18 protein-coding genes are annotated in these 19,637 nt (G+C 41.8%); 10 read left to right on the forward strand and 8 right to left on the reverse strand.

The features are described 5' to 3' along the window. Nucleotides 1-4 precede the first annotated feature (4 nt). The 4 genes from M2273_RS24310 (at nucleotide 5) to M2273_RS24325 (ending at nucleotide 5,095) form a co-directional block, all read left to right on the forward strand. The gene (locus M2273_RS24310; protein ID WP_429400381.1) at nucleotides 5-2,743 is read left to right on the forward strand and encodes a hypothetical protein; all 2,739 of its coding nucleotides are present in this window, start codon (nucleotides 5-7) and stop codon (nucleotides 2,741-2,743) included. Between the two features lie 37 nt (nucleotides 2,744-2,780). Further along, nucleotides 2,781-3,599: a glycerophosphodiester phosphodiesterase family protein gene (locus M2273_RS24315; RefSeq protein WP_429400382.1), complete on the forward strand. Its 819-nt coding sequence runs from the start codon at nucleotides 2,781-2,783 to the stop codon at nucleotides 3,597-3,599. Nucleotides 3,600-3,734: 135 nt separating this feature from the next. Further along, nucleotides 3,735-4,178: a hypothetical protein gene (locus tag M2273_RS24320; RefSeq protein WP_429400383.1), complete on the forward strand. Its 444-nt coding sequence runs from the start codon at nucleotides 3,735-3,737 to the stop codon at nucleotides 4,176-4,178. A gap of 71 nt (nucleotides 4,179-4,249) precedes the next feature. Then, on the forward strand, nucleotides 4,250-5,095 hold the full coding sequence (locus tag M2273_RS24325; protein WP_429400384.1) for a metallophosphoesterase family protein: 846 nt from the start codon (nucleotides 4,250-4,252) through the stop codon (nucleotides 5,093-5,095). Nucleotides 5,096-5,165: 70 nt separating this feature from the next. Here M2273_RS24325 and M2273_RS24330 read toward each other — a convergent pair whose 3' ends face one another. The 6 genes from M2273_RS24330 to M2273_RS24355 form a co-directional block, all read right to left on the reverse strand. Next, nucleotides 5,166-6,131 (reverse strand): Gfo/Idh/MocA family protein, encoded by a 966-nt coding sequence (locus tag M2273_RS24330; RefSeq protein WP_429400385.1) that lies wholly within the window; start codon nucleotides 6,129-6,131, stop codon nucleotides 5,166-5,168. A gap of 119 nt (nucleotides 6,132-6,250) precedes the next feature. Next, the gene (locus M2273_RS24335) at nucleotides 6,251-7,309 is read right to left on the reverse strand and encodes a hypothetical protein (protein ID WP_429400386.1); all 1,059 of its coding nucleotides are present in this window, start codon (nucleotides 7,307-7,309) and stop codon (nucleotides 6,251-6,253) included. A gap of 61 nt (nucleotides 7,310-7,370) precedes the next feature. Then, nucleotides 7,371-8,957 carry an N-acyl-D-amino-acid deacylase family protein gene (locus M2273_RS24340; RefSeq protein WP_429400387.1) on the reverse strand — a complete coding sequence of 529 codons (1,587 nt, stop codon included), beginning with the start codon at nucleotides 8,955-8,957 and terminating at the stop codon, nucleotides 7,371-7,373. Between the two features lie 8 nt (nucleotides 8,958-8,965). Next, a complete protein-coding gene (locus tag M2273_RS24345) occupies nucleotides 8,966-9,853 on the reverse strand; it encodes a class I SAM-dependent methyltransferase (RefSeq protein WP_429400388.1) in 888 nt (295 codons plus the stop codon). A gap of 229 nt (nucleotides 9,854-10,082) precedes the next feature. Further along, nucleotides 10,083-10,835, reverse strand: coding sequence for an ABC transporter ATP-binding protein (locus M2273_RS24350; RefSeq protein WP_429400389.1), 753 nt, complete (start codon nucleotides 10,833-10,835; stop codon nucleotides 10,083-10,085). Continuing rightward, nucleotides 10,832-11,563: an MlaE family ABC transporter permease gene (locus M2273_RS24355; protein WP_429400390.1), complete on the reverse strand. Its 732-nt coding sequence runs from the start codon at nucleotides 11,561-11,563 to the stop codon at nucleotides 10,832-10,834. Before M2273_RS24355 ends, M2273_RS24350 begins: the two co-directional genes overlap by 4 nt. 214 nt (nucleotides 11,564-11,777) lie before the next feature. Here M2273_RS24355 and M2273_RS24360 point away from each other — a divergent pair, with 214 nt between their 5' ends. The 4 genes from M2273_RS24360 to M2273_RS24375 all read left to right on the forward strand — a co-directional run bounded on the left by M2273_RS24360 (nucleotide 11,778) and on the right by M2273_RS24375 (nucleotide 15,399). Further along, entirely contained in the window at nucleotides 11,778-12,482 is a 705-nt protein-coding gene (locus M2273_RS24360) for an SDR family oxidoreductase (RefSeq protein ID WP_429400391.1), read from the forward strand. Between the two features lie 253 nt (nucleotides 12,483-12,735). After that, nucleotides 12,736-13,356 carry a PspC domain-containing protein gene (locus M2273_RS24365; RefSeq protein ID WP_429400392.1) on the forward strand — a complete coding sequence of 207 codons (621 nt, stop codon included), beginning with the start codon at nucleotides 12,736-12,738 and terminating at the stop codon, nucleotides 13,354-13,356. Nucleotides 13,357-13,443: 87 nt separating this feature from the next. Continuing rightward, nucleotides 13,444-14,433: a LiaI-LiaF-like domain-containing protein gene (locus M2273_RS24370; RefSeq protein ID WP_429400393.1), complete on the forward strand. Its 990-nt coding sequence runs from the start codon at nucleotides 13,444-13,446 to the stop codon at nucleotides 14,431-14,433. A 264-nt stretch (nucleotides 14,434-14,697) separates the two neighbouring features. After that, nucleotides 14,698-15,399: a hypothetical protein gene (locus M2273_RS24375; RefSeq protein WP_429400394.1), complete on the forward strand. Its 702-nt coding sequence runs from the start codon at nucleotides 14,698-14,700 to the stop codon at nucleotides 15,397-15,399. Nucleotides 15,400-15,416: 17 nt separating this feature from the next. Here the strand turns inward: M2273_RS24375 and M2273_RS24380 are convergent, their stop codons facing one another. Both M2273_RS24380 and M2273_RS24385 read right to left on the reverse strand, forming a co-directional pair. Continuing rightward, entirely contained in the window at nucleotides 15,417-16,040 is a 624-nt protein-coding gene (locus tag M2273_RS24380) for an NUDIX hydrolase (protein ID WP_429400395.1), read from the reverse strand. 144 nt (nucleotides 16,041-16,184) lie between these two features. Then, nucleotides 16,185-16,901: a hypothetical protein gene (locus tag M2273_RS24385; protein ID WP_429400396.1), complete on the reverse strand. Its 717-nt coding sequence runs from the start codon at nucleotides 16,899-16,901 to the stop codon at nucleotides 16,185-16,187. A gap of 132 nt (nucleotides 16,902-17,033) precedes the next feature. On the opposite strand from M2273_RS24385, the gene M2273_RS24390 reads away from it, so the two are divergent. Further along, nucleotides 17,034-18,293, forward strand: a complete 1,260-nt coding sequence (locus M2273_RS24390) for an NAD(P)-binding domain-containing protein (protein ID WP_429400397.1) — start codon at nucleotides 17,034-17,036, stop codon at nucleotides 18,291-18,293. 459 nt (nucleotides 18,294-18,752) lie between these two features. Continuing rightward, entirely contained in the window at nucleotides 18,753-19,607 is an 855-nt protein-coding gene (locus M2273_RS24395; RefSeq protein WP_429400398.1) for an ATP-grasp fold amidoligase family protein, read from the forward strand. The last annotated feature ends 30 nt before the right edge of the window (nucleotides 19,608-19,637 follow it).

Consider the following 19,637-nt stretch of genomic DNA (forward strand, 5'->3'; position numbering starts at 1 on the left):
TATCATGAATAATAAAATTCTTGTATCGCTCGCTATTTGTTTAAGTACTTACGCGGTTTCATTCGCGCAAAAGCAAGTTAGTATTTTACAGGTACCCGGTGCCGACCAGTTTTGTAAAATTAACCAGAGCGGTACCTCCGTTTTGCCGAGCGGCAGGTTTATAACGCCTGCAGGTAATACTATCCGCATTACACATGATCCTTTTGGCTTATCTATATCGCCCGATGGTAAAAAGGCGGTAACGCTGCACAACGGGGTTATTGAAATTATTGAACTGTCTTCCATGAACGCCGTAAGGGTTCCCAGTTATGATAAAAAGATAAAATCGCCCTTATCAAATGGATCATTCCTGGGTGTAGCTTTTTCGCCGGATTCCAAAACATTGTATTTGAGCGGAGGCGATAATGGGGCTGTTATTATTTATGATGCGGAAAAATTTGAGCGGATAGATTCATTATCATTAAACGGGAAAGTAGGAGACAAGGAATATGATGATAGTTTTACGTCAGACCTTCAGCTTAACCCGGCAAATAATGAGTTATTGGTGCTTGACCGTGGTAACTTTCGTTTAGTCAGGTTAAATCTTGACACAAAAAAAATTACCGCCTCTGTTAATGTTGGGCGCCAACCCTTCGGCCTGGCTTTAAGTCCGGATAAAAAAACGGCTTTTGTGGCTAATGTGGGCATGTATTCGTACCCATTAATTACCGGGGCTACACCTCAAAATGCCGATTCTATACGGATCTCTCAACATCCTTATGGTGATAATACCAAAGAATCGCGCGAAGGAACCATTATTGAAGGAAGAAAGATCCCCGGTGTTGGCGACCCGTTGGCACCCGAGGCCATGAGTGTGTTCACTATTGATCTGGCTACCAACCAGGTGATCGATAAATTTAAAACCGGTCACCAGATAGGCCAAATGCTGGAAGATGCCGAGGTAACTGGTGGCGCAAGTCCAAACTCTATTGCTGTAGGCAGCAATTATGCCTATGTAACTAATGCTACGAATGATAATGTTACGATTATTGATTACAAGAACCATAAACTATTAGGCGATATACCTATGAAGGTTGATAGCCGCATTGATAAATATCGCGGGCTGCTGCCGTTTGGTATTTGCCTGAGCAAGGATGAACAAACTTTATATGTTGCCTTACTGGGTTTTAATGCCGTTGCAGTAATTGACGTGCCCTCCAAAACTACCAAAGGATTAATCCCTACCGGCTGGGGAACTTCGCGGATAAGGTTATCAGCCGATGAAAAGGAAATGTATATTACCTCGTGCCGTGGCTATGGCGCCGGCCCAAATGGCGGGTATGGCTTTGTTTCGCCACCGCAGGGTACTTATATTAACGATATCCAGTTAGGGACATTTCAAAAAGTGCCGGTGCCTGATCAGGCTCAGCTGGCATTGTATACCAAACAGGTTATCAATAATACTTTTGCCAGTAAAACTATTCCGGTTGCTGCTAAAAATCCATTACCGGTTTTGCCGGGCGCATCGCCTACACCTATTAAATATATTGTTTACATCACTAAAGAAAACCGTACTTATGATGAAGTATTCGGGCAGTTGAAAAATGCCAGGGGCGATAGTACCCTTGCCCGGTTTGGTGTAAACTGCGAATATACATTGCCCGATGCTTTACGGGTGAAATTTCCGGGATTAAAAGTATCGCCCAACCATATCAAGGCGGCCCAACAATTTGCTTTTTCAGATAACTATTATTGCGATAGCGATGCCTCCATACATGGTCACCATTGGATGATGGGTGTAATCCCTAATGAGTGGGTAGAGGCAAATTCCAATGTACACAAAACGGCAAAACTGTTTTCAAAAGCACCCGGACGCCGCTTTCCAGGGTCAACCGGCAGTATGGACCCTGAGGATTTTGCCGAAACAGGCGGCCTCTGGGAAGCGCTGGAAAGAAAGCATGTAGCGTTTTACAATTTTGGCGAAGCCAATGAAACAGCTCACGTGCGCGAAGAGTGGCAGGATACAACCACCGGTGCGGCCCACCTGGTAATGGTTCCCATGCAAAAAGCCTTATTTACCCGAACAAGCCATAACTATGCGGGCTTTAATACCAACATTCCCGATCAGTTCAGGATGGACCAATTTGAGGGCGAGTTTACCAAAATGTGGATCAAAGGGAAGAAAAAAATGCCTTCCCTGATCACCATGCAGGTGCCCAATGATCATGGAGCCGATGTAAGGCCCAATGACGGGTATCCTTACAGGCAATCATACATGGCCGATAATGACCTGGCAGTTGGGCGCATACTGCATTTTTTATCGCGTACCAAATATTGGAAAAACATGCTGGTAATAATTACCGAAGATGACCCCCAAGGTGGTGTTGACCATGTTGACGCGCACCGCTCCATATTGATGCTGGCCGGTCCTTATGTAAAAAAGGGATTTGTGAGCCACACACATGCCAACTTTGGGTCGATATTAAAAACCATTTATAACATACTGGATGTGCCTTATGTAAATCAATATGATGTTACAGCTACTTTGCTGCAGGACTTTTTTACAGATAAGCCCGATTTTAGCCCATATACATTTGTAAGGAGCGATACCCGGGTGTTTGATCCACAAAAGGCGATGAGCAGGTACAACAAAACTATCGATTGGCGTAAAATTGAAAAAGGACCCGAAATGGATGATGAAGACCGCGAACGGGAAGATCACTATAAACAGAAAAGACCTGCGAAGGTAGTTGATAAGGACTAAACAGGTTGCTCATTAATGAGGATTTAAACCACCAAACATGAAATTACTTTTAGTATCAACAATACTCCTTTTACTATACGAGGGCGATAACTGGCAGCCCAACCCTGCACCGGCATCCAGACATAAATTCATAGTGGCGGCCCACCGCGGCGATCATTTGATATATCCCGAAAATACCCTGGCCGCCTACCAGGAGGCCATTAAAAACGAAGCTGATTACGTAGAGATTGACCTGCGTACCACCAAAGACGCTGAACTGATCAGTATGCACGATGCCAGTGTTAACCGCATGACCAACGGCAAGGGCCTGGTTAAAGACCTTACGCTAAATGAACTTGAACAGCTTGAGGTAAAAAGCAAAGACACCACCAATAAAGTAACCTACCGGATACCAACATTTAAGCAAATATTGCAACTGTGTAAACACAAGATCAACATCTACCTTGATTTTAAGGCAGCTGATCCGGCTGTTGCTTACCAAATGATCAAACAATATGGTATGGAAAAACATGTGCTGGTATATATTAACAGCGCCGAACAATTTACCGGCTGGCGTAAAGCTGCCCCCAAAATGCCCTTGATGCTGAGCCTGCCCGATAGTGTTGAAAATGTTGCAGGTATGGAAAGCTTTATTAATAAATACCAGGTAGATATACTGGACGGCAGTTACAAGCAATATGATGCCGATATGGTGAAATTTGCGGAAAGTAAACATATCCCCGTTTGGCCCGATATTCAAAGCGCCGGCGAAGGCCCTGCTGATTGGGATAAAGCGCTGGACAAGGGTTTATCCGGCTTGCAAACCGATCATCCGGCCGCGCTGGTAAAATATTTGAAAGGAAAGGGGTTGAGGTAGCCATTACTTTCCGACACATAATTTTAACTACTTTTTGTCATTTCGACCGCAGGGAGAAATCTTATACGATAGGCATACTCACTGGATAGATTTTCCTCTCAAACTTGCACCGGAATATTATCTTTGAGAGATATAATGGGTACTACATCATTTAAGTATAGCAAAGCATTTGCCTGTTTAGCAATATGCTGGATTACAATTTGTATTGGTCTTTTTCTTTTCTTTGGTATAGCTTGTAATGAAGTTAAACTTAGATTATTTGCCGGTATATTCTTGTTGATCTTTATAATGATGTTTGTTTATTTCTTTTGGAATCATGTACGCTCTGCTTTCAGAAACGAAACGGCGATTGAGTTTGATGAGGAAAAGGTATCGATTTATATGACAGGAAGAACGGTATACTGGAAAGATGTAGTAGAGGTTTCATGGGAGTATGATAAATGGAAATTTTTATTATTTGAAGTGGTGGATGGTAAAAATATTACCGTTGGTGTAGGAAGGATTGCAGGAGCAAATAAGACCATTTATAATACCGCTCAGGATTATTTCAGGCAGGCATTATTGAATGAGGGTAATTAAATTCCGGATCCTTTTCAATCCTTAACCCTGATTTAACACCCATACCTTACATTTACTTAAAAATTTAACCTATGACTACCCGCAGAGAATTTATTGGTACTGGCCTGGCCGGTGTTGCAGCTTTAACATTGTTGCCTGCTGTTAACACTTTTGCAAACGTTAATAATGACTACCAAAGAGATAAAAAAAATAAGCTGAAACTAAGGTTTGCCCTGGCATCTGATATTCATTACGGTCAGCCCGGAACAGATTATGCCCTGAATACCGGCAATATGGTGAAATGGCTCAATGCGGATCATGCTAAAAATCACCTGGATATGGTGATCGTAAACGGCGATCTGGTGCATAACCGCCCAGATCTGCTGCCCGAAATAAAAACCAATTATTTGGATAAGCTAAGCGTACCTTATCATACCATTCCGGGTAACCATGATTTTGCCGATGCCGCCCTTTGGCAAAAGAACTTTGGCTATGAGGATAAATATACCGTGGAATTTGGTGATATTGCCTTTGTGCTGGCCAATACTGCCGATACAAAAGGAATCTATGTTTGCCCCAACAATGCCTTTATCAAAGCTTCGCTTGATAAGCTTACCGATAAAAAGATAGTTTTTGTGATACTGCACATTGCACCATTTAAGTGGCAAAAGGATGATTTTTTTGTGGATTGTCCAGAAACCATCGACCTGCTGCATAGCTATCCAAATGTTAAGGCTACCTTTCACGGACATGATCATTTGCTTGATGGGGTGCGTTATACCGGTAAGTTCCCGCATTTCTTTGATTCGCACATTGGCGGCGACTGGGGTACCGACTACAAGGGATACCGCATAGTAGAAGTTGATGAGCAAAACGCCATTTATACCTACCAGGTTAACGCCAGCCAAAACCCGGTACTTAACTCCAATAAATTATAAGAAATCAGGAGACACACATGTAATGTGTCTCTACAACATTTACGTAGAGACGCATCACATGCGTCTCTTACTATTTTTCGGAAGGGAATTTTAATCCAATCTCCGCGCGGGCCCTGTCAATCAGGTTGATCATTTGTCTTGACATTTGGTGACTGATGATGGGGCTTTCGGTTTCGTGAGCTTTTATCAAATCGCAAAAGTGCGCTATCTCATAGTTGAGGCCACCGGCAGTAAATGGTTCGCTCAGTTCAATAGTACGGCCGTCAAGATAATCAATGGTAGCGCGGGCCGGGTTCCACCAGTTTTTGTGGATGGTGATATGCCCTAACGGACCGGCTATTAACGCGTCGCCTTTGCCATGCAGATCAAAGCCGGCATATAATTGGGAGTAACCACCGGCATGAAGGGTTTGAAATACGGTGAACATATCTATCCCCGTACTGCCAAAGCGACCCATTGCCTGCACATCCTGCAGGTCGCCAAGCCAGTCTATCGCTAAAAAAGCCTCGTATATACCAATTTGCATCAACCCGCCGCCAACCAGCTCATGACTAAAATTAGGATGATCGGCGGGAACATCTGCTACTGACGATCCGGCACGTACATAACCAGCCGGGCCAATTGGGTCATGAATAAGATGCTCTTTTAAACGGGTGTATAAAGGATAAAATGCCGGTTTCATACCTTCCATAAAAAGCAGCTTACAGTCTTTTGCTACGGCAAGCACCCGCTCCAGTTCGGGCAGGTTAACGGTTACCGGCTTTTCGCATAGTACGTGTTTGCCCGCTTTTAACGCGGCTATGCTGTAGGCTGCATGGCTATCAGGCAGGGTTGCAATGTAAACGGCATCAATATCAGTGGCCAGCAATTCCTCAACACTGGTGCAGGCAATACCACCATACTGCTCCACAAAAGCATTAACGGTAGAGGGCCTCCGCGACCATGACGATACCAACCTGGTACCGGCCACTTCGTGAAGGCCCTGCATAAACCTATGGGCAATGCGCCCGCAACCTATAATACCCCATTTTGTCATAGTCGAAAATTCGAGGTCATCCCGAATTTATTTCGGGATCTCACATGCAAGTGTGAAGCATGATGGCTACTTGTCCTGTGGGATGCTGAAACAAGTTCAGCATGACATTTATAATTTAATTATTGATACTGTATATAAATAGGGTATGGTTTGTATCTTGATAAAACTTCCTCAGGTGTTAACATGTGGAAAGGTTTCTTTTTAATATCGTTTTTGTAAAACAGCTTAAAGCCTGTAAACTGAACCGGCTCCTGGTTTATAAAATAACGATAAGTGCCTGTTTTCAAATCTGGCTCACCCCATCCGTCCATATCCATTACTACCTGTACCTCTTTACGCAATTTTATGTTCTTGTAATTGGTAACCATTTTCTTGGTAAAGCGGTGTACTACTAAAATTTTTGGAGGCAGGTTATATTTTTTAACCATGCTGGCTAAATAACCCGAAACATAGTTAATGTCAGCTGCATCATAAGTGCCTATTTTTTTACCAGGTTTGCTGCCATCTTTCATCGAAAATTCAGGGTCCATACCAAAGTGCACTTGTGGCATAGCCAGGTATTTTTCAAACAATGGCAATTCGGCCTGTATGTTGCTTAGTGCTACCTGTACATCTAAAAACACAATGGCATGTGCTTTTTTTGCCAGTACCAAAACGCTGTCAATTTGTTTAAACGGCATGCGGTAGCGGTATTTGCCATCTTTTCCGCCATCGCCTTGTGCCACAACAGCAATATAGTGCAGAGCAGGTTGTACCGGTGTTTTCGGATCGGCTTTTTCCCAATGTTTTACTTCGCCTTTTAACTTGGCCAGCATTTCTTTAGGTGGCAATTCGCCCAAAATACCCATCTTTTTAGAGTACAGGTTACCATAAAAAGCTACCACACGCTTAAACGGTAAAATAGCACCGTTTAAAGGATAGGGAGTGTTTTTAACCGGCCATCTGCCAGTGGTATCACCATGCGCGTTAAATACTAATAAGGAATCATAAAGCTTTTTATCCAAAGGCGGATAGCTTGATTTTACTTCGCTAAGCGAATCTTCCGTTTCGCCTTTGGCAGAATCAGCTTTAGCCGATTGCTTGCTGTCTGGCTTGCTTGTACCATTACTTTGATCGCAACTGGTAAGCAGGGTGATTGATAAAAAAAGAACTGAGGCAGAAAGGAAAAAATGTTTCATTATAATGGTGAGATAATTTGTGTGTTTTTATTTGCCGCGCTTAACAAAACGCCATAACTTATTAATTATTCTGTTGATACCCGGGGCCGTGCAAAATAACACCTTTTCTGGTACCAATGTGTTTAAAATTATCAACAGTTATGTTTCCGTTTACCAAAACGTATTTAAAACCAGTTGAATAGGCGTGGGGATGCTCAAAAGTTGATTGATCTTTTACCGTGCCGGCGTCAAAGATAACAATATCTGCAAACATGCCCGGCTGTAACAATCCGCGATTGGTGATATGAAATTTTTGTGCAGGTAAGGAGGTCATTTTCCGTATGGCATCTTCTAATCTGATAATGTTTTTCTCGCGTACATAATAAGCCAATACCCGGGCATTGCTACCGTAACCGCGGGGATGCGGAACGCCTGCTCCAAATAAACGGATGCCTGAATCTGATGCCACCATGGTGAACGGATACCGAAGAATGTTTTCAACATCGGCCTCATTTAAACCATGAAATACCATAGATGCACCGCCAGTTTTAGTAATATCAAGGATAGTTTCAATTTCATTAGGTATAGTTGAGGACCGGCCTTTGTCAATATTGATCTGCATAATGTTTTTCCCGTTGATGGACGAATCGCTGTCGCAGTGGGCAACCACGGCGTAATCAAAATGATTACGGGTACGTCTCTTCATATCGGCTATCATCTCCGTAACCACCTTTTGGTGTATCAGCGGATCATTCAGTCGTTTTAATACCGCATCATGACCGCCATCCTGCAGCCAGTCGGGCAGTAATACATTCAAAGTGGTGCTGCTTGCGGTATATGGATATTGGTCAACCGTTACGTCCAAACCTTCCTTTCGTGCCTGTTCAACCATAGCTATCATCTCGCCAGATCGGTTCCAGTTAGGCAAACCAACTTTAAAATGCGAAATCTCCACCGGCATATTTGCCTGCCTGCCAATATCAATAGCTTCGGCTATGGCATCAAATATTTTATCTGATTCATTACGCATATGTGAAGTATACACACCATGATATTTAGCTGCCGCCTTTGCTAAGGCAACAACTTCGGGCGTTTTGGAATATAAGCCTGGCGTATAAATTAAACCCGTAGAAAATCCTACAGCACCATCGCGCATGGCTTGCTCAACAATGGCCTGCATTTTTTGTAATTGTTGCTCATTTGGTGTTATCGCGGCATTGCCTAAAACTGCTTCGCGCACATCATTATGGCCTATAAGGGTTGCCACATTTACAGATAGCTTAATACTATCCAGTAGTTTAAAATATTTACTGATGTTGATATTTGAAGTACCGCAATTACCGGTGATCACCGTGGTTACGCCATCGTAAATAAAATTATCGGCGGTTGGGGTTTTCTTTTCATCGCCTTCAATGTGGGTATGTACATCAATAAAACCGGGGGCAATTATTAAACCGGAGGCATCAATGGTTTTGTCGGCTTTGCTTTTGGAGAGATCGCCAATGCTAATGATCTTATCTTTATTGATGCCAACATCGCCATAAAACCAGGGATTGCCGGCGCCATCAATTATTTTTCCGTTTTTAAGTATGATATCAAAATGCTGTTGTGCTCTGCAACTTGCGCATATAAGTACTATTAATACTGTATACAGCCTGCTTCTGATCATACTTTAAATTATGAATGGGTTTTAAAGAACTTTCCAAAAACACCAAGGGGCAGCTTTGAACCGGCCGTAGCCTGCAGGTAAAGTTCGCCGATCTCCAGGTTTTCTACTTTCGGGAAAGCGCTTTTGATCAGGTTTTCAATAATAACCGACGAAAAGCCAAGCGAATAAGTATTCAGGATCAGGAAATGCTCTTCGGGGTCAAGCAGCTGAATTACATCAGCCATCATTTCGTTGATGTTGTCTTCCAGTTTCCACTTTTCGCCATTGGGGCCATTGCCGTATGCCGGTGGGTCAAGGATGATGCCGTTATATTTTTTGCCGCGTTTAAGTTCGCGTTTTACAAACTTAAGTGCATCCTCTACTACCCAACGGATGTTGCTCAGACCTGAAATCTCCTGGTTTTCATTGGCCCAGGTAACCACTTGTTTTATAGAGTCGACATGGGTAGTATCGGCACCCGCCGCCTGCGCAATTAATGATGCGCCGCCGGTATAAGCAAACAGATTAAGTACTTTGGGTGATGGGGTTTTAAACTTTTTGATGTTTTGGGTAATGTAATCCCAGTTAACAGCCTGTTCAGGAAAAATACCGAGGTGTTTAAACGAAGTTAAGCCCAGCCTGAATTTGATGGCTGCATCCTTGTTCTTATATTCAATATGCCAGCGGTCGGGTATTTTCTGGTCTTTTTTAATCCAGTCGCCAGCGGTAGCAGAGCGACCTTTGAATTTAATATGGTGTAAACGCTGCCACTCGGAGGGGGGTAAGCCTTTACTCCAAACAGCCTGTGGTTCGGGCCTTATCAGTACAATATTTCCAAAGCGCTCCAGCTTTTCAAAATCGCCGCAATCAATCAGTTCGTAATCTTTCCAGTGCGTTGGTGTTAATAGTTGGATCATTTCTTGGGAAGTATCAAGTAATTAGTATCAAGTATCAAGACTAACTGCGCCTTGATACGGTTGCAAATTTAATATTCTTTTTTGGTATGAAGTAGCTGGTATCGAGAACTGGTATCAAGTAGTTAGTATCAGGTATCAAGACTGTTTGCCTGGCGAATACAGATATCCATTCGTATTAACTTGTACTATGTCAAGTCTTGATACTTGATACTAACTACTTGATACTAAATCAAAGCTTAGCTTTTGCTGCCTGCATGAATTTACTGGCGAATACAAAGTCGTTCAGTTCCTGATTATCGGTATGGGCAATTTCCTTGTTACTGCCTTCCCACCATTTTTTACCCTGGTGCAAAAATATGATGTGCTCGCCTATACCCATTACCGAGTTCATATCGTGGGTAACAATTACGGTAGTAATCTGGTATTCTTCGGTCAGTTCATTGATCAGTTCATCAATCAGGATGGATGTTCTGGGATCGAGTCCTGAGTTTGGCTCATCAACAAATAAATATTTTGGCTGCATGGATATGGCCCTGGCAATGCCCACACGTTTTTTCATCCCGCCTGATAGCTCGGCCGGATAAAGTTTATTTTTACCGGTCAGGTTAACCCGTTTCAGGCAAAAGTTGGCACGATCCAGTTTTTCGGCTTTTGATTGGTTGGTAAACAGGTTAAGCGGGAACATGATGTTCTCTTCAACCGTCATAGAATCAAATAGGGCCGAGTTTTGAAAAAGCATCCCTATTTGAGTGCGGATGGGTACCCTTTGTTCAAAATCCATATCGGTAAAGTTCTCCCCATTAAAAAGCACATCGCCGCTGGTGGGAGCATGTAAACCAACAATGCACTTAAGCAAGGTGGTTTTACCTGATCCGGAACCGCCAATGATCAGGTTGTTTTTGCCTGGTTTAAAAATAGCGCTTATACCTTTAAGTACTTCGTTATCGCCAAATGTTTTATAGATATCTTTAACTTCGATCATAGGAGCACGCGTGAAATAACCAGATCCACAAATAATATCATGATACAGCTGAAAACAACTCCGCGTGTTGCCGACTGACCAACTTCAAGCGATCCGCCGTTGGTATAAAAACCCTGATATGAGCAGATAGAAGTGATAATGAATCCAAAAAATATTGATTTAACAGCACATACTGTAACAATAACCGGGTTAAAGCCATCGGTTAGCCCGGTTACGTAATCGGCAGTTGAAACGTCGTTTGATGCAGCACAAGCTATATATCCCCCTGTTAAACCCAAAATTACCGATACTATAACTAATAAAGGTATCATGGTTACGCCTGCTATAATTTTAGGCGATATTAAATATCCGGGAGCATTTACGCCCATGATCTCTAAAGCGTCAATTTGTTCTGTTACGCGCATGGTGCCAATTTGCGATGCCATGCTTGAACCTACGCGGCCAGCCAGTACCAGCGCCGAAATAGTGGGGCTAAACTCCAGTATGGTTGAATCGCGGGTGATACCGCCTACAATTGTTTTTGGGATAAAATCGCTCACCAGCTGAAACGCGGTTTGAATAGTTGCCACCGCGCCAATAAATACGGAAATGATGGCAATAATACCCAACGAGCCTATGCCAACTGAAACCATTTCGCGCATTACTTCGCTCCAATAAACACTGAATTTTTCAGGTTTCCTGAAACTTAAACGCAATAAGAGTATATATTTTCCTAAACTATAGAACATCTGCTTTTATAAAAATCGGTTAAAAATACGTTTTTTACCAATAAGCTTTGCTGCTTGCGGCAATTGAGTTAATTTAAATATCAAATTTTGTAAGCTATCAACATATTGCTTACGTAAATTAGCAGCATAAAGCTTCAACCATGATCTAAAAAAATCAGCTCAATATTTCTGAAGCTGGTTAAAAAAAGAATAGTCATAAAACACAAAATACAATATGAAGAACGCCCTTATTACAGGTTCAACAAAAGGCATGGGCCGCGCTATTTCAATTTCTTTTGCTAATGAAGGAATAAACGTGGCAATTTGTTCACGCAATGAGCAAGAATTATTAAAATTTAAAGATGAACTGCTTAGCATCAACCCCAATATTAAAGTTTTTGCGCAGGTGGCTGATGGCAGTAACAAAGCCGAATTGCTCAAATTTGCCTCAGGTGCGCAGCAGGAGTTAGGTTTTATTGATATTGTAGTAAATAGTCTTGGTATGTTTAGTCCTGGCAGCATACTGGATGAAAGCGACGCGGATTTTGAAAAGCAATTGAACACCAACCTGATGCCTACCTATGAATTGTACCGGTTTTTTGGTAAAACGATGATAGCCGCACGCAAAGGTCACTTCTTTAATATATGTTCTGTAGCCTCATTAAACCCTTTCCCCCAGGCAGGTACGTACAGTGTAACAAAGTATGCGTTGTTAGGTCTAACAAAGGTAATGCGGCTTGAAATGCAGGATCATGGTGTGAAGGTAACCGCAGTAATTCCGGGATCGACGTTAACGGATTCATGGAAAGACGCGGTGGTTGACAAAGATACCATGGTACTACCCGAAGATATAGCATCGGCGATCGTCAATATATATAATATGAGCGCAGGCGCCAATGTTGACGAAATAATTATTAAACCCGCACCAGGCCAGTTATAATAACCAATTCAAAACAATTTATTTACGGAAATATTCGCTCTTGTTTACATAGCTGGTAACTAATTTATTTGCCTGATAAAACAACGCGACCGGCTTTTACCAGTGTATAGGAAATATGTAGCTAAAAGCGTACTCGTTCGTCGCTGTTTTTAGGTAGTTTACCGAAAGTTTGGTTACTTTCACCTAAAAGTAGTACTATAAAATGATTGTAGTTAGCACATTTGAGCAATAAATCACCACAATTTAACAGATCATGGAAAAGAAACTTTATCGCGATGAACACCGAAAGGTCATAGGCGGTGTTTGCGCGGGTCTTGCCGACTATTTTGATATAGATATAGCCATTGTACGGGCCCTGTTTTTACTTACGTTTATATTTATGGGCACCGGCTTAATGGTTTACATAGTTTTATGGATAGTACTGCCCAAAAAAGATTACAACTTTTATAATCCGGGTGTCGACTACAGGGTACCACCACAGGAGCCTTTCAATCCATTTGGTAACCAGCCACAGCAGGGTAACCCTTTTGAAGGGAATGTGCCCAAGAAAAAAGGCGCGTCAACCGCCGGGCTTATTATTGGTGTAATATTGATTTTTATAGGAGCATCATTCCTGCTGCATGAGCTGCACCTTTTTAGGTTTTGGCACATGGGTAAATTATGGCCTGTTATTTTAGTAGTTATAGGTTTTGCAATAATGGTATCAGGCCAAAAAAAACGGCCATGGGAAAGAGATAACTGGCAAGATACTGCTAATCAAGATACCCCTAATGAAGAAGAGGTTAAGGATGATACCCTGAAGAAAGAGGATAACATTGCTAAGGACGAAGATAATTTAAACAATCCACCAACTAATACTCCGCCCACGGTATAGTACCATGGAACTATCATGAGCTATCGCTCTCCTAAACGAAGGTAAGGATAGCTCATGATGCATTACAACAACTAAAAAAATATTGAAATGAGAAACGATAAATTAGTTCCGGGTGCTATCCTGGTATGTATAGGGGCCATATTCCTGCTCAATAACTTCGGTTATATTGATTTCCATTGGATGAACGTCATCCATCTTTGGCCTATATTTTTAATTATGGGTGGTGTTAACCTTGTTTTTGCCAATAACAAATCGGCATGGGCCACTATTTTAAAATTGAGCGTAGTGGTATTAGGTTTCGGATTACTGCTGTTCGGACACTTTGAACGCTATAGTTTTTGGCCCGGCGCTTATAACTTTCATTATAACGATGATCGTGATAACAGCGATGATGATGACGACGATAGCGACAGTACCAACACCGATCATGGCGTTGTAAAAATACAGGGAAGCAGCGTTTTTAACAAGGACTATACTGCAGATGCTAAACTGGCACGCCTTAATATAAGTGGCGGCGGCACTACCTACACTTTAAATGATACCACCAGCCAGCTTTTTAAAGCCGAAACAAAGGAGTTTTATGGTAAATATGAGTTTAACTCTACTAAGGAAGACTCTGTTTATGTATTAAACCTGAAAATGAAAAATAATAAAGGCTGGCATTTTGATTCAGACGATAATAAATCAAACCTGGCGGATATTAAATTGAACTCCAATCCGGTTTGGGATATCAATGTGGAGACGGGAGCAACTAAACTTGATTTTGACCTTTCAAAATTCAAAATAAAAAACTTAACTTTAAAAGGTGGCGCGGCATCGTTTGATGTGAAACTGGGCAATCCTTTGGTGAACACAAACGTTGAGGTTTCAACCGGGGTATCAGAAGTGAATATCAGTGTTCCAAAAGAAGCAGCCTGTAGTATCCGTACAAATTCAGGTCTATCGTCAAATGAGTTTGAAGGGTTTGATAAAAAGGATAATAGCCTATATGAAACCCCAGGCTTTGATGCTGCCAAAAACAAAATATACATTCACATGAGTGGTGGTGTATCTGATTTTAAAGTGAACAGATATTAATTTATCTAACCGATACCGGGACAGCATAACATATATTTTACAGGCCGCCTCATGATCATCATGGGGCGGCTTTTGTATATTTGTAACTTAAAATATGGTCATGTGATGCCGAAGCTGATTTGGAATGGCCTGATAATTTGTAGATAGCTTGTATCTCCTTTACTTCAACTTTTTGTCATTAATTTATATAGCGCGTTTAAAAGTGTTAAATTCAAAACCATTATTGCAAAAAATAGGTTTATTTTACAGCTTAATTGATCTGCTATGAAACATATATTCCTTGTATTGATTGCCGCCCTTTTTTTAGGGGGTACCGTAAACGCTCAAAATACGTTAAAGGGTACGGTTTATGAGTCGGGCAAAAGCAACAGGATGCCTGATGTTTTTATACGCGACAATAACAATAAGCAAATAACCATTACCGATGATAAGGGTAATTTTTCTATACGTACCGAAACCGGACATACATTGATATTCGATTCGCCGGGTTATATATCTGATACCTTATACATAACTGATCTGGCTCCTAAAAGAGTGGAGATGGTTACGAAGATGATCACTTTGAGGCAGGTTAATATTACCTCAACCAAGGAATCGTTTGACGCGCATAAGGAATATCCGGAGGTTTACACCAGGAGTAAGGTTTACCCGCTTTCGCCATCCTCATGGTTCAGTAAAGATGCCCGTGATGCCCGCCGGTTAAAAAAATACTTTAAACGCGAAGAAGAAGAAAGGCATGTGGACGAAGTGTTTAATGTTACTTATGTTGAAAGCCTGGTACCCCTGCGCGGCATGGAGCTTGAAAACTTTATGACCCTTTACCGGCCTACTTACGCTTTCCTGAAAAACAATAATGGCGAATCGTTAACAGTATATATCAACGACTCCTACAAAAAATTCATGGCCCTGCCTGCCAATAAACGTTCGTTACCAAAACTCACCAGTACCGGAAAGAGTTTGCAATAAGGGGGGATTTGATCATACTAATCTACCTGAACACTTGTATCGCCTGATATGACCTTATGGTAAAGCAATTCTATCTGACTTTTTAATATGCGGTCCTCAGATAGCTCAGGCAGTTGATCAATATCAAAATATTGTACATCAAGCACATCAAAACCTTTATTAAGGGTTAATGATATTGCTTTGCAAAAGAAAACCATTTTATAAACGTAAAATGGTTGTGGTGGATGCGGGTGCATTTTTTTATCAAATATGGCCAGTAATCTTTCAGGAATAATATCAAGGCCGGTCTCTTCTTTAAATTCTTTTATAATAACCTCTTTAGGACTATAACCAATATCGCCCCAACCGCCCGGTAACGACCATTTGCCATCTGTACTTTCACGGGCCAGCAATATTTTGTTATCAGGTGATAATAAAATGCCCCTGATGTCAACTTTGGCAGTAGGGTAGTCCTGTACCTGTGGGAAAAGCATTTTAATGGTTTCTGCACCAAAGTCTGTAACATTATCCAGCATTTGGGTGCTAATGTGCTGCAGTTCGGTATAGCGCTCTATATCGTATTCGTTTTTGGCATATAACAAACCAATATCGGCAACAGATCTTAACTGGGTAATGAGGGTTAAAAGCTCGCTGTTATTCATAGAAAGGAAAAAAGTAAAATGAACCGTCATCCCGAATTTATTTCGGGATCCCACCTGCTAAGTGAGTTACATTCAAAGCGTAGCCTTGTGGGGTGCTGAAACAAGTTCAGCATGACTGTTTTGTTTATATCCAAAGGTGAAAAACTACCCTCTGCCTAATAGCTCATCAAGCTTATTACGCTCGGTTTGCAGCTCGCGAGCCAGTTTCTTTTCTTTTTCGTTAGCCTTTGATTTGTAGGCTTTATATTCTTCGTCCAGTTCTTCGTACAGTTTTATCCTGTATTTGGCTTCGCGACTATGCGCGCCCGAGCGAGCAATAACAATAGCTGCAATAACACCAAACGCGATAACCAGTCCCCACATGAGTAAATTATAAGAGGCTTTGGTTAATGCAATACCTAAAAGGCTTATTTCATCGCGCTTGGCGTTTGATTCTGAAAGTGTTTGGTCTTTAGTAGTTACATCAGTTTTAAGGCTGGCAATATCCTTTGTTTGAGCAGCAAGCTTAGCCTCTGCCGCAGCAAGTTTACGGCGTTCAGTATTTAACGTGTCGCGCATGTTTTTCCATAAGGCCGATGCCAGGGGTTCCTGATAATGGTATAGCTTGCTTACCAGGTATTTATACTGCCCGTTAAGTGATTTATCTTTAACCAATGCCGAATCTGCCTTGGTAGCCTTTGGCATCACATATTTATTGACTGTTGATGGGGGTACGGAGGCGGGTTTCGCAGTACTGGGTTTTATAGCAGCAGATTTTACACTGCCGGTTTTTTTTGTGGTATCCTGTGAAAAGCCACGGTTAACACTGCCTAAAAAAACGATCATTAAAACACAAATACTGAATAAAAAATGTTTGTTCATCAAATGTAAAATTAGGTATCTAAATGTTAACAAAACAGGATTTTTTTGGTTTTTATTATAATATCCTGCGGTTTACGAACGCTAATGTAAGCTTTCGTACGTAATTTTGCTACTCATGGTTATATTAGCGGTATGAATATAGGTATTATTGGCCTGGGCGATATGGGGCGTTTATACGCCAAGGCCTTTGCAAAAGCAGGTTATACTGTTTGTGGGTGCGATTTACCCGAAAACCGCGACAAGCTGGAAGAAGAGCTTACCCCTTATAAAATAACTATAATGGATAATGGGAGGGATGTAGCCCGAACCAATGACCTAATCATTTACTCGGTGGAGGCTGATAAAATGGAGCAGGTAGTGGCAGAGTGCGGCCCTTTAACCAAGTACGGTGCCATTGTAGCCGGGCAAACCTCTGTAAAACATCCCGAGATAACGACCTTTGAAAAATATCTGCCTGCCGATGCCCAGATCGTTACTTTTCATGGTATGCACGGACCCGGTTTTGAACCTAAAGGGCAAACCCTCATCCTGATACCTCACCGTACCAGCCCTGGCGCTTACCAGCGCATGTATGACCTTTTTACCGCTATAGGAAGCAATATTGTAGAAATTGCAGACTACCACGAGCATGATAAAATTGTAGCCGATACACAGGCGGTAACCCACGTTGGTTTTGAAAGCATGGGCACCGCGTGGAAATCCGCAGGGTTTTTCCCCTGGGAAAACGCATCCTATGTGGGGGGTATCGACAATGTGAAAATACTGACCACCCTGCGCATATTCAGTTATAAGGCGCACGTGTATGCCGGTTTGGCCATACTGAACCCTTATGCCAAACAGCAGGTAAAGCGCTATGCCGAATCCGAATCAGAACTGTTTAAGCTGATGATCAAGGAAGAGGCCAAAACCTTCAGGGAGCGGCTGTACCGGGCCCGCGATTTTGTTTTTCACGAAAGCCGCAAGCCCATAATGCTGAGTGATACCGTGATGAAGGAGTTTTCCTTGTCGCAAAAGCCCGAGCAGCAAAAGCCCAATTCGCATTTAAGTATATTAAGTATGGTTGATGCCTGGTACCACCTGGGTGTAAATCCTTATGATAACCTCATTTGCCAAACGCCGCCATTCCGCTTGCGACTGGGTATTGCCGAATACCTGTTCAAGAATGAGGAACTGCTGGAAGAATCAATTGAAACAGCACTATATGATAAAACCATCCGTGGCGACGATTTGGAATTCCACTCGGCGGTGCGGGAATGGTCGTCAATAATAGGGTATGGCGATATGGAAGGCTACAAAAAACATTTTAACGATGTACAGGCCTTTTTTGATGGACGACTGGAAGAAGGGAAGAAACAAAGCGCCGAGCTGATCAGAAGGCTGATGATGGAGTAGGGGGATGGTTTCGGATTTCGGGTTTGGGAATTTCGATTTTGGAAGGGTTCGAAGCAATCCCTTTAAGAAAGATGACCTGCCTGCACTATGATTGACATGAGAAGATTGCTACGCTGTGCTTGTGACATGGTGGTTAACCTGTGTTTGATAAAATACAGTGCTGTGAAAATCCCAGTCACGGGCGGATATATTGACTTCCTTTTAATTTAAGGCTTATTTTGATATGTTCAACTTTTTGTGAAAAACCTGAACAAAATTTGAGCAATACCGAACACTTTCTTCTAATCGCAGTCCGTTCTTAGGGAATTAGGAATATTTTGAATAATTTCAATTAATTACATCTTAATTAAAACCTAATAGTCAAGAATGGTATATTAAATACGATTAACTACAGTTGAGAGTGCCTGTTATACCCTCTCTATGTTCAAAATCACCCTATATTAAATACTAATTAACCTTATGCTTGCATTTATTAGTAGCTATTTGTACGATATGGACCTGCTTCGTGCAAGAATTAAAACCAGGCACAAAAAATTTTGGCAAGATCCCGAAGCCGAAAATGTCAGGAATACTTTAATGACTGCAGACGATCCGCTTGAAAAATGGAAAAACGTTGAAAATTGGCAAAGAAGATTAAGTAATAAACATAATTCAAGGAATTTTGCCTTAGCCCATAACTGTAAGGTGCCAGAGTTATATTGGAGCGGCAGAAATGTAAAGGACATTGACTTTGATCTTCTTCCTGAAAATTATGTTATCAGGCCAACTATTGGTCATTCGTCAAAACTCGTATTCCTGATAAAAAATGGCTATAACCTGTTCGACAAAAAAAACTATTCGCCTAATGAGTTAAAGGCTGTTTTACAGCAAGCGATTGATAAAAACGCGCACCTCCATTTTTTAATTGAGGAATTTTTGAAAAACGAACAGGGTGAACAAAAAATTCTGAAGGATTACAAGGTATTTTGCTTTAATGGCGAAGTTGCCTGCATTAACGTAGTTAACAGATTTAGTCCGAATACCGGAGATTGCACTTATTACAATGAGCAATGGGAGCAAATTGAATCAATTAACAAAATTTATCCGCATGGGGAATACACGCCTCCACCAACGTGTTTACAAGAAATACTGCAACAGGCAAAAGCCCTGAGCAAATGTTACGAGATTTTTGTTAGAATTGATTTTTATGCCACAGATAGGGGCGCAGTATTTGGGGAGTTTACGCCAACCCCTGGCATGGGGCGTGGCTTCACCAATTTTGGACGAAAGCTAATGCTCAATTATTGGGATAAATACTGTAACAGAAAAATTTAAGACATGTGTTGGTAAAACATATTGCCAACT

The sequence above is a fragment of the Mucilaginibacter lappiensis genome, from assembly GCF_050433765.1.
Taxonomy (GTDB): domain Bacteria; phylum Bacteroidota; class Bacteroidia; order Sphingobacteriales; family Sphingobacteriaceae; genus Mucilaginibacter; species Mucilaginibacter lappiensis_A.

Bases quoted from the DNA above. Each gene is read 5' to 3' on its own strand.
- M2273_RS24310 (WP_429400381.1), top strand. From the start codon at position 5: ATGAATAATAAAATTCTTGTATCGCTCGCTATTTGTTTAAGTACTTAC.
- M2273_RS24315 (WP_429400382.1), top strand. From the start codon at position 2,781: ATGAAATTACTTTTAGTATCAACAATACTCCTTTTACTATACGAGGGC.
- M2273_RS24320 (WP_429400383.1), top strand. From the start codon at position 3,735: ATGGGTACTACATCATTTAAGTATAGCAAAGCATTTGCCTGTTTAGCA.
- M2273_RS24325 (WP_429400384.1), top strand. From the start codon at position 4,250: ATGACTACCCGCAGAGAATTTATTGGTACTGGCCTGGCCGGTGTTGCA.
- M2273_RS24330 (WP_429400385.1), bottom strand. From the start codon at position 6,131: ATGACAAAATGGGGTATTATAGGTTGCGGGCGCATTGCCCATAGGTTT.
- M2273_RS24335 (WP_429400386.1), bottom strand. From the start codon at position 7,309: ATGAAACATTTTTTCCTTTCTGCCTCAGTTCTTTTTTTATCAATCACC.
- M2273_RS24340 (WP_429400387.1), bottom strand. From the start codon at position 8,957: ATGATCAGAAGCAGGCTGTATACAGTATTAATAGTACTTATATGCGCA.
- M2273_RS24345 (WP_429400388.1), bottom strand. From the start codon at position 9,853: ATGATCCAACTATTAACACCAACGCACTGGAAAGATTACGAACTGATT.
- M2273_RS24350 (WP_429400389.1), bottom strand. From the start codon at position 10,835: ATGATCGAAGTTAAAGATATCTATAAAACATTTGGCGATAACGAAGTA.
- M2273_RS24355 (WP_429400390.1), bottom strand. From the start codon at position 11,563: ATGTTCTATAGTTTAGGAAAATATATACTCTTATTGCGTTTAAGTTTC.
- M2273_RS24360 (WP_429400391.1), top strand. From the start codon at position 11,778: ATGAAGAACGCCCTTATTACAGGTTCAACAAAAGGCATGGGCCGCGCT.
- M2273_RS24365 (WP_429400392.1), top strand. From the start codon at position 12,736: ATGGAAAAGAAACTTTATCGCGATGAACACCGAAAGGTCATAGGCGGT.
- M2273_RS24370 (WP_429400393.1), top strand. From the start codon at position 13,444: ATGAGAAACGATAAATTAGTTCCGGGTGCTATCCTGGTATGTATAGGG.
- M2273_RS24375 (WP_429400394.1), top strand. From the start codon at position 14,698: ATGAAACATATATTCCTTGTATTGATTGCCGCCCTTTTTTTAGGGGGT.
- M2273_RS24380 (WP_429400395.1), bottom strand. From the start codon at position 16,040: ATGAATAACAGCGAGCTTTTAACCCTCATTACCCAGTTAAGATCTGTT.
- M2273_RS24385 (WP_429400396.1), bottom strand. From the start codon at position 16,901: ATGAACAAACATTTTTTATTCAGTATTTGTGTTTTAATGATCGTTTTT.
- M2273_RS24390 (WP_429400397.1), top strand. From the start codon at position 17,034: ATGAATATAGGTATTATTGGCCTGGGCGATATGGGGCGTTTATACGCC.
- M2273_RS24395 (WP_429400398.1), top strand. From the start codon at position 18,753: ATGCTTGCATTTATTAGTAGCTATTTGTACGATATGGACCTGCTTCGT.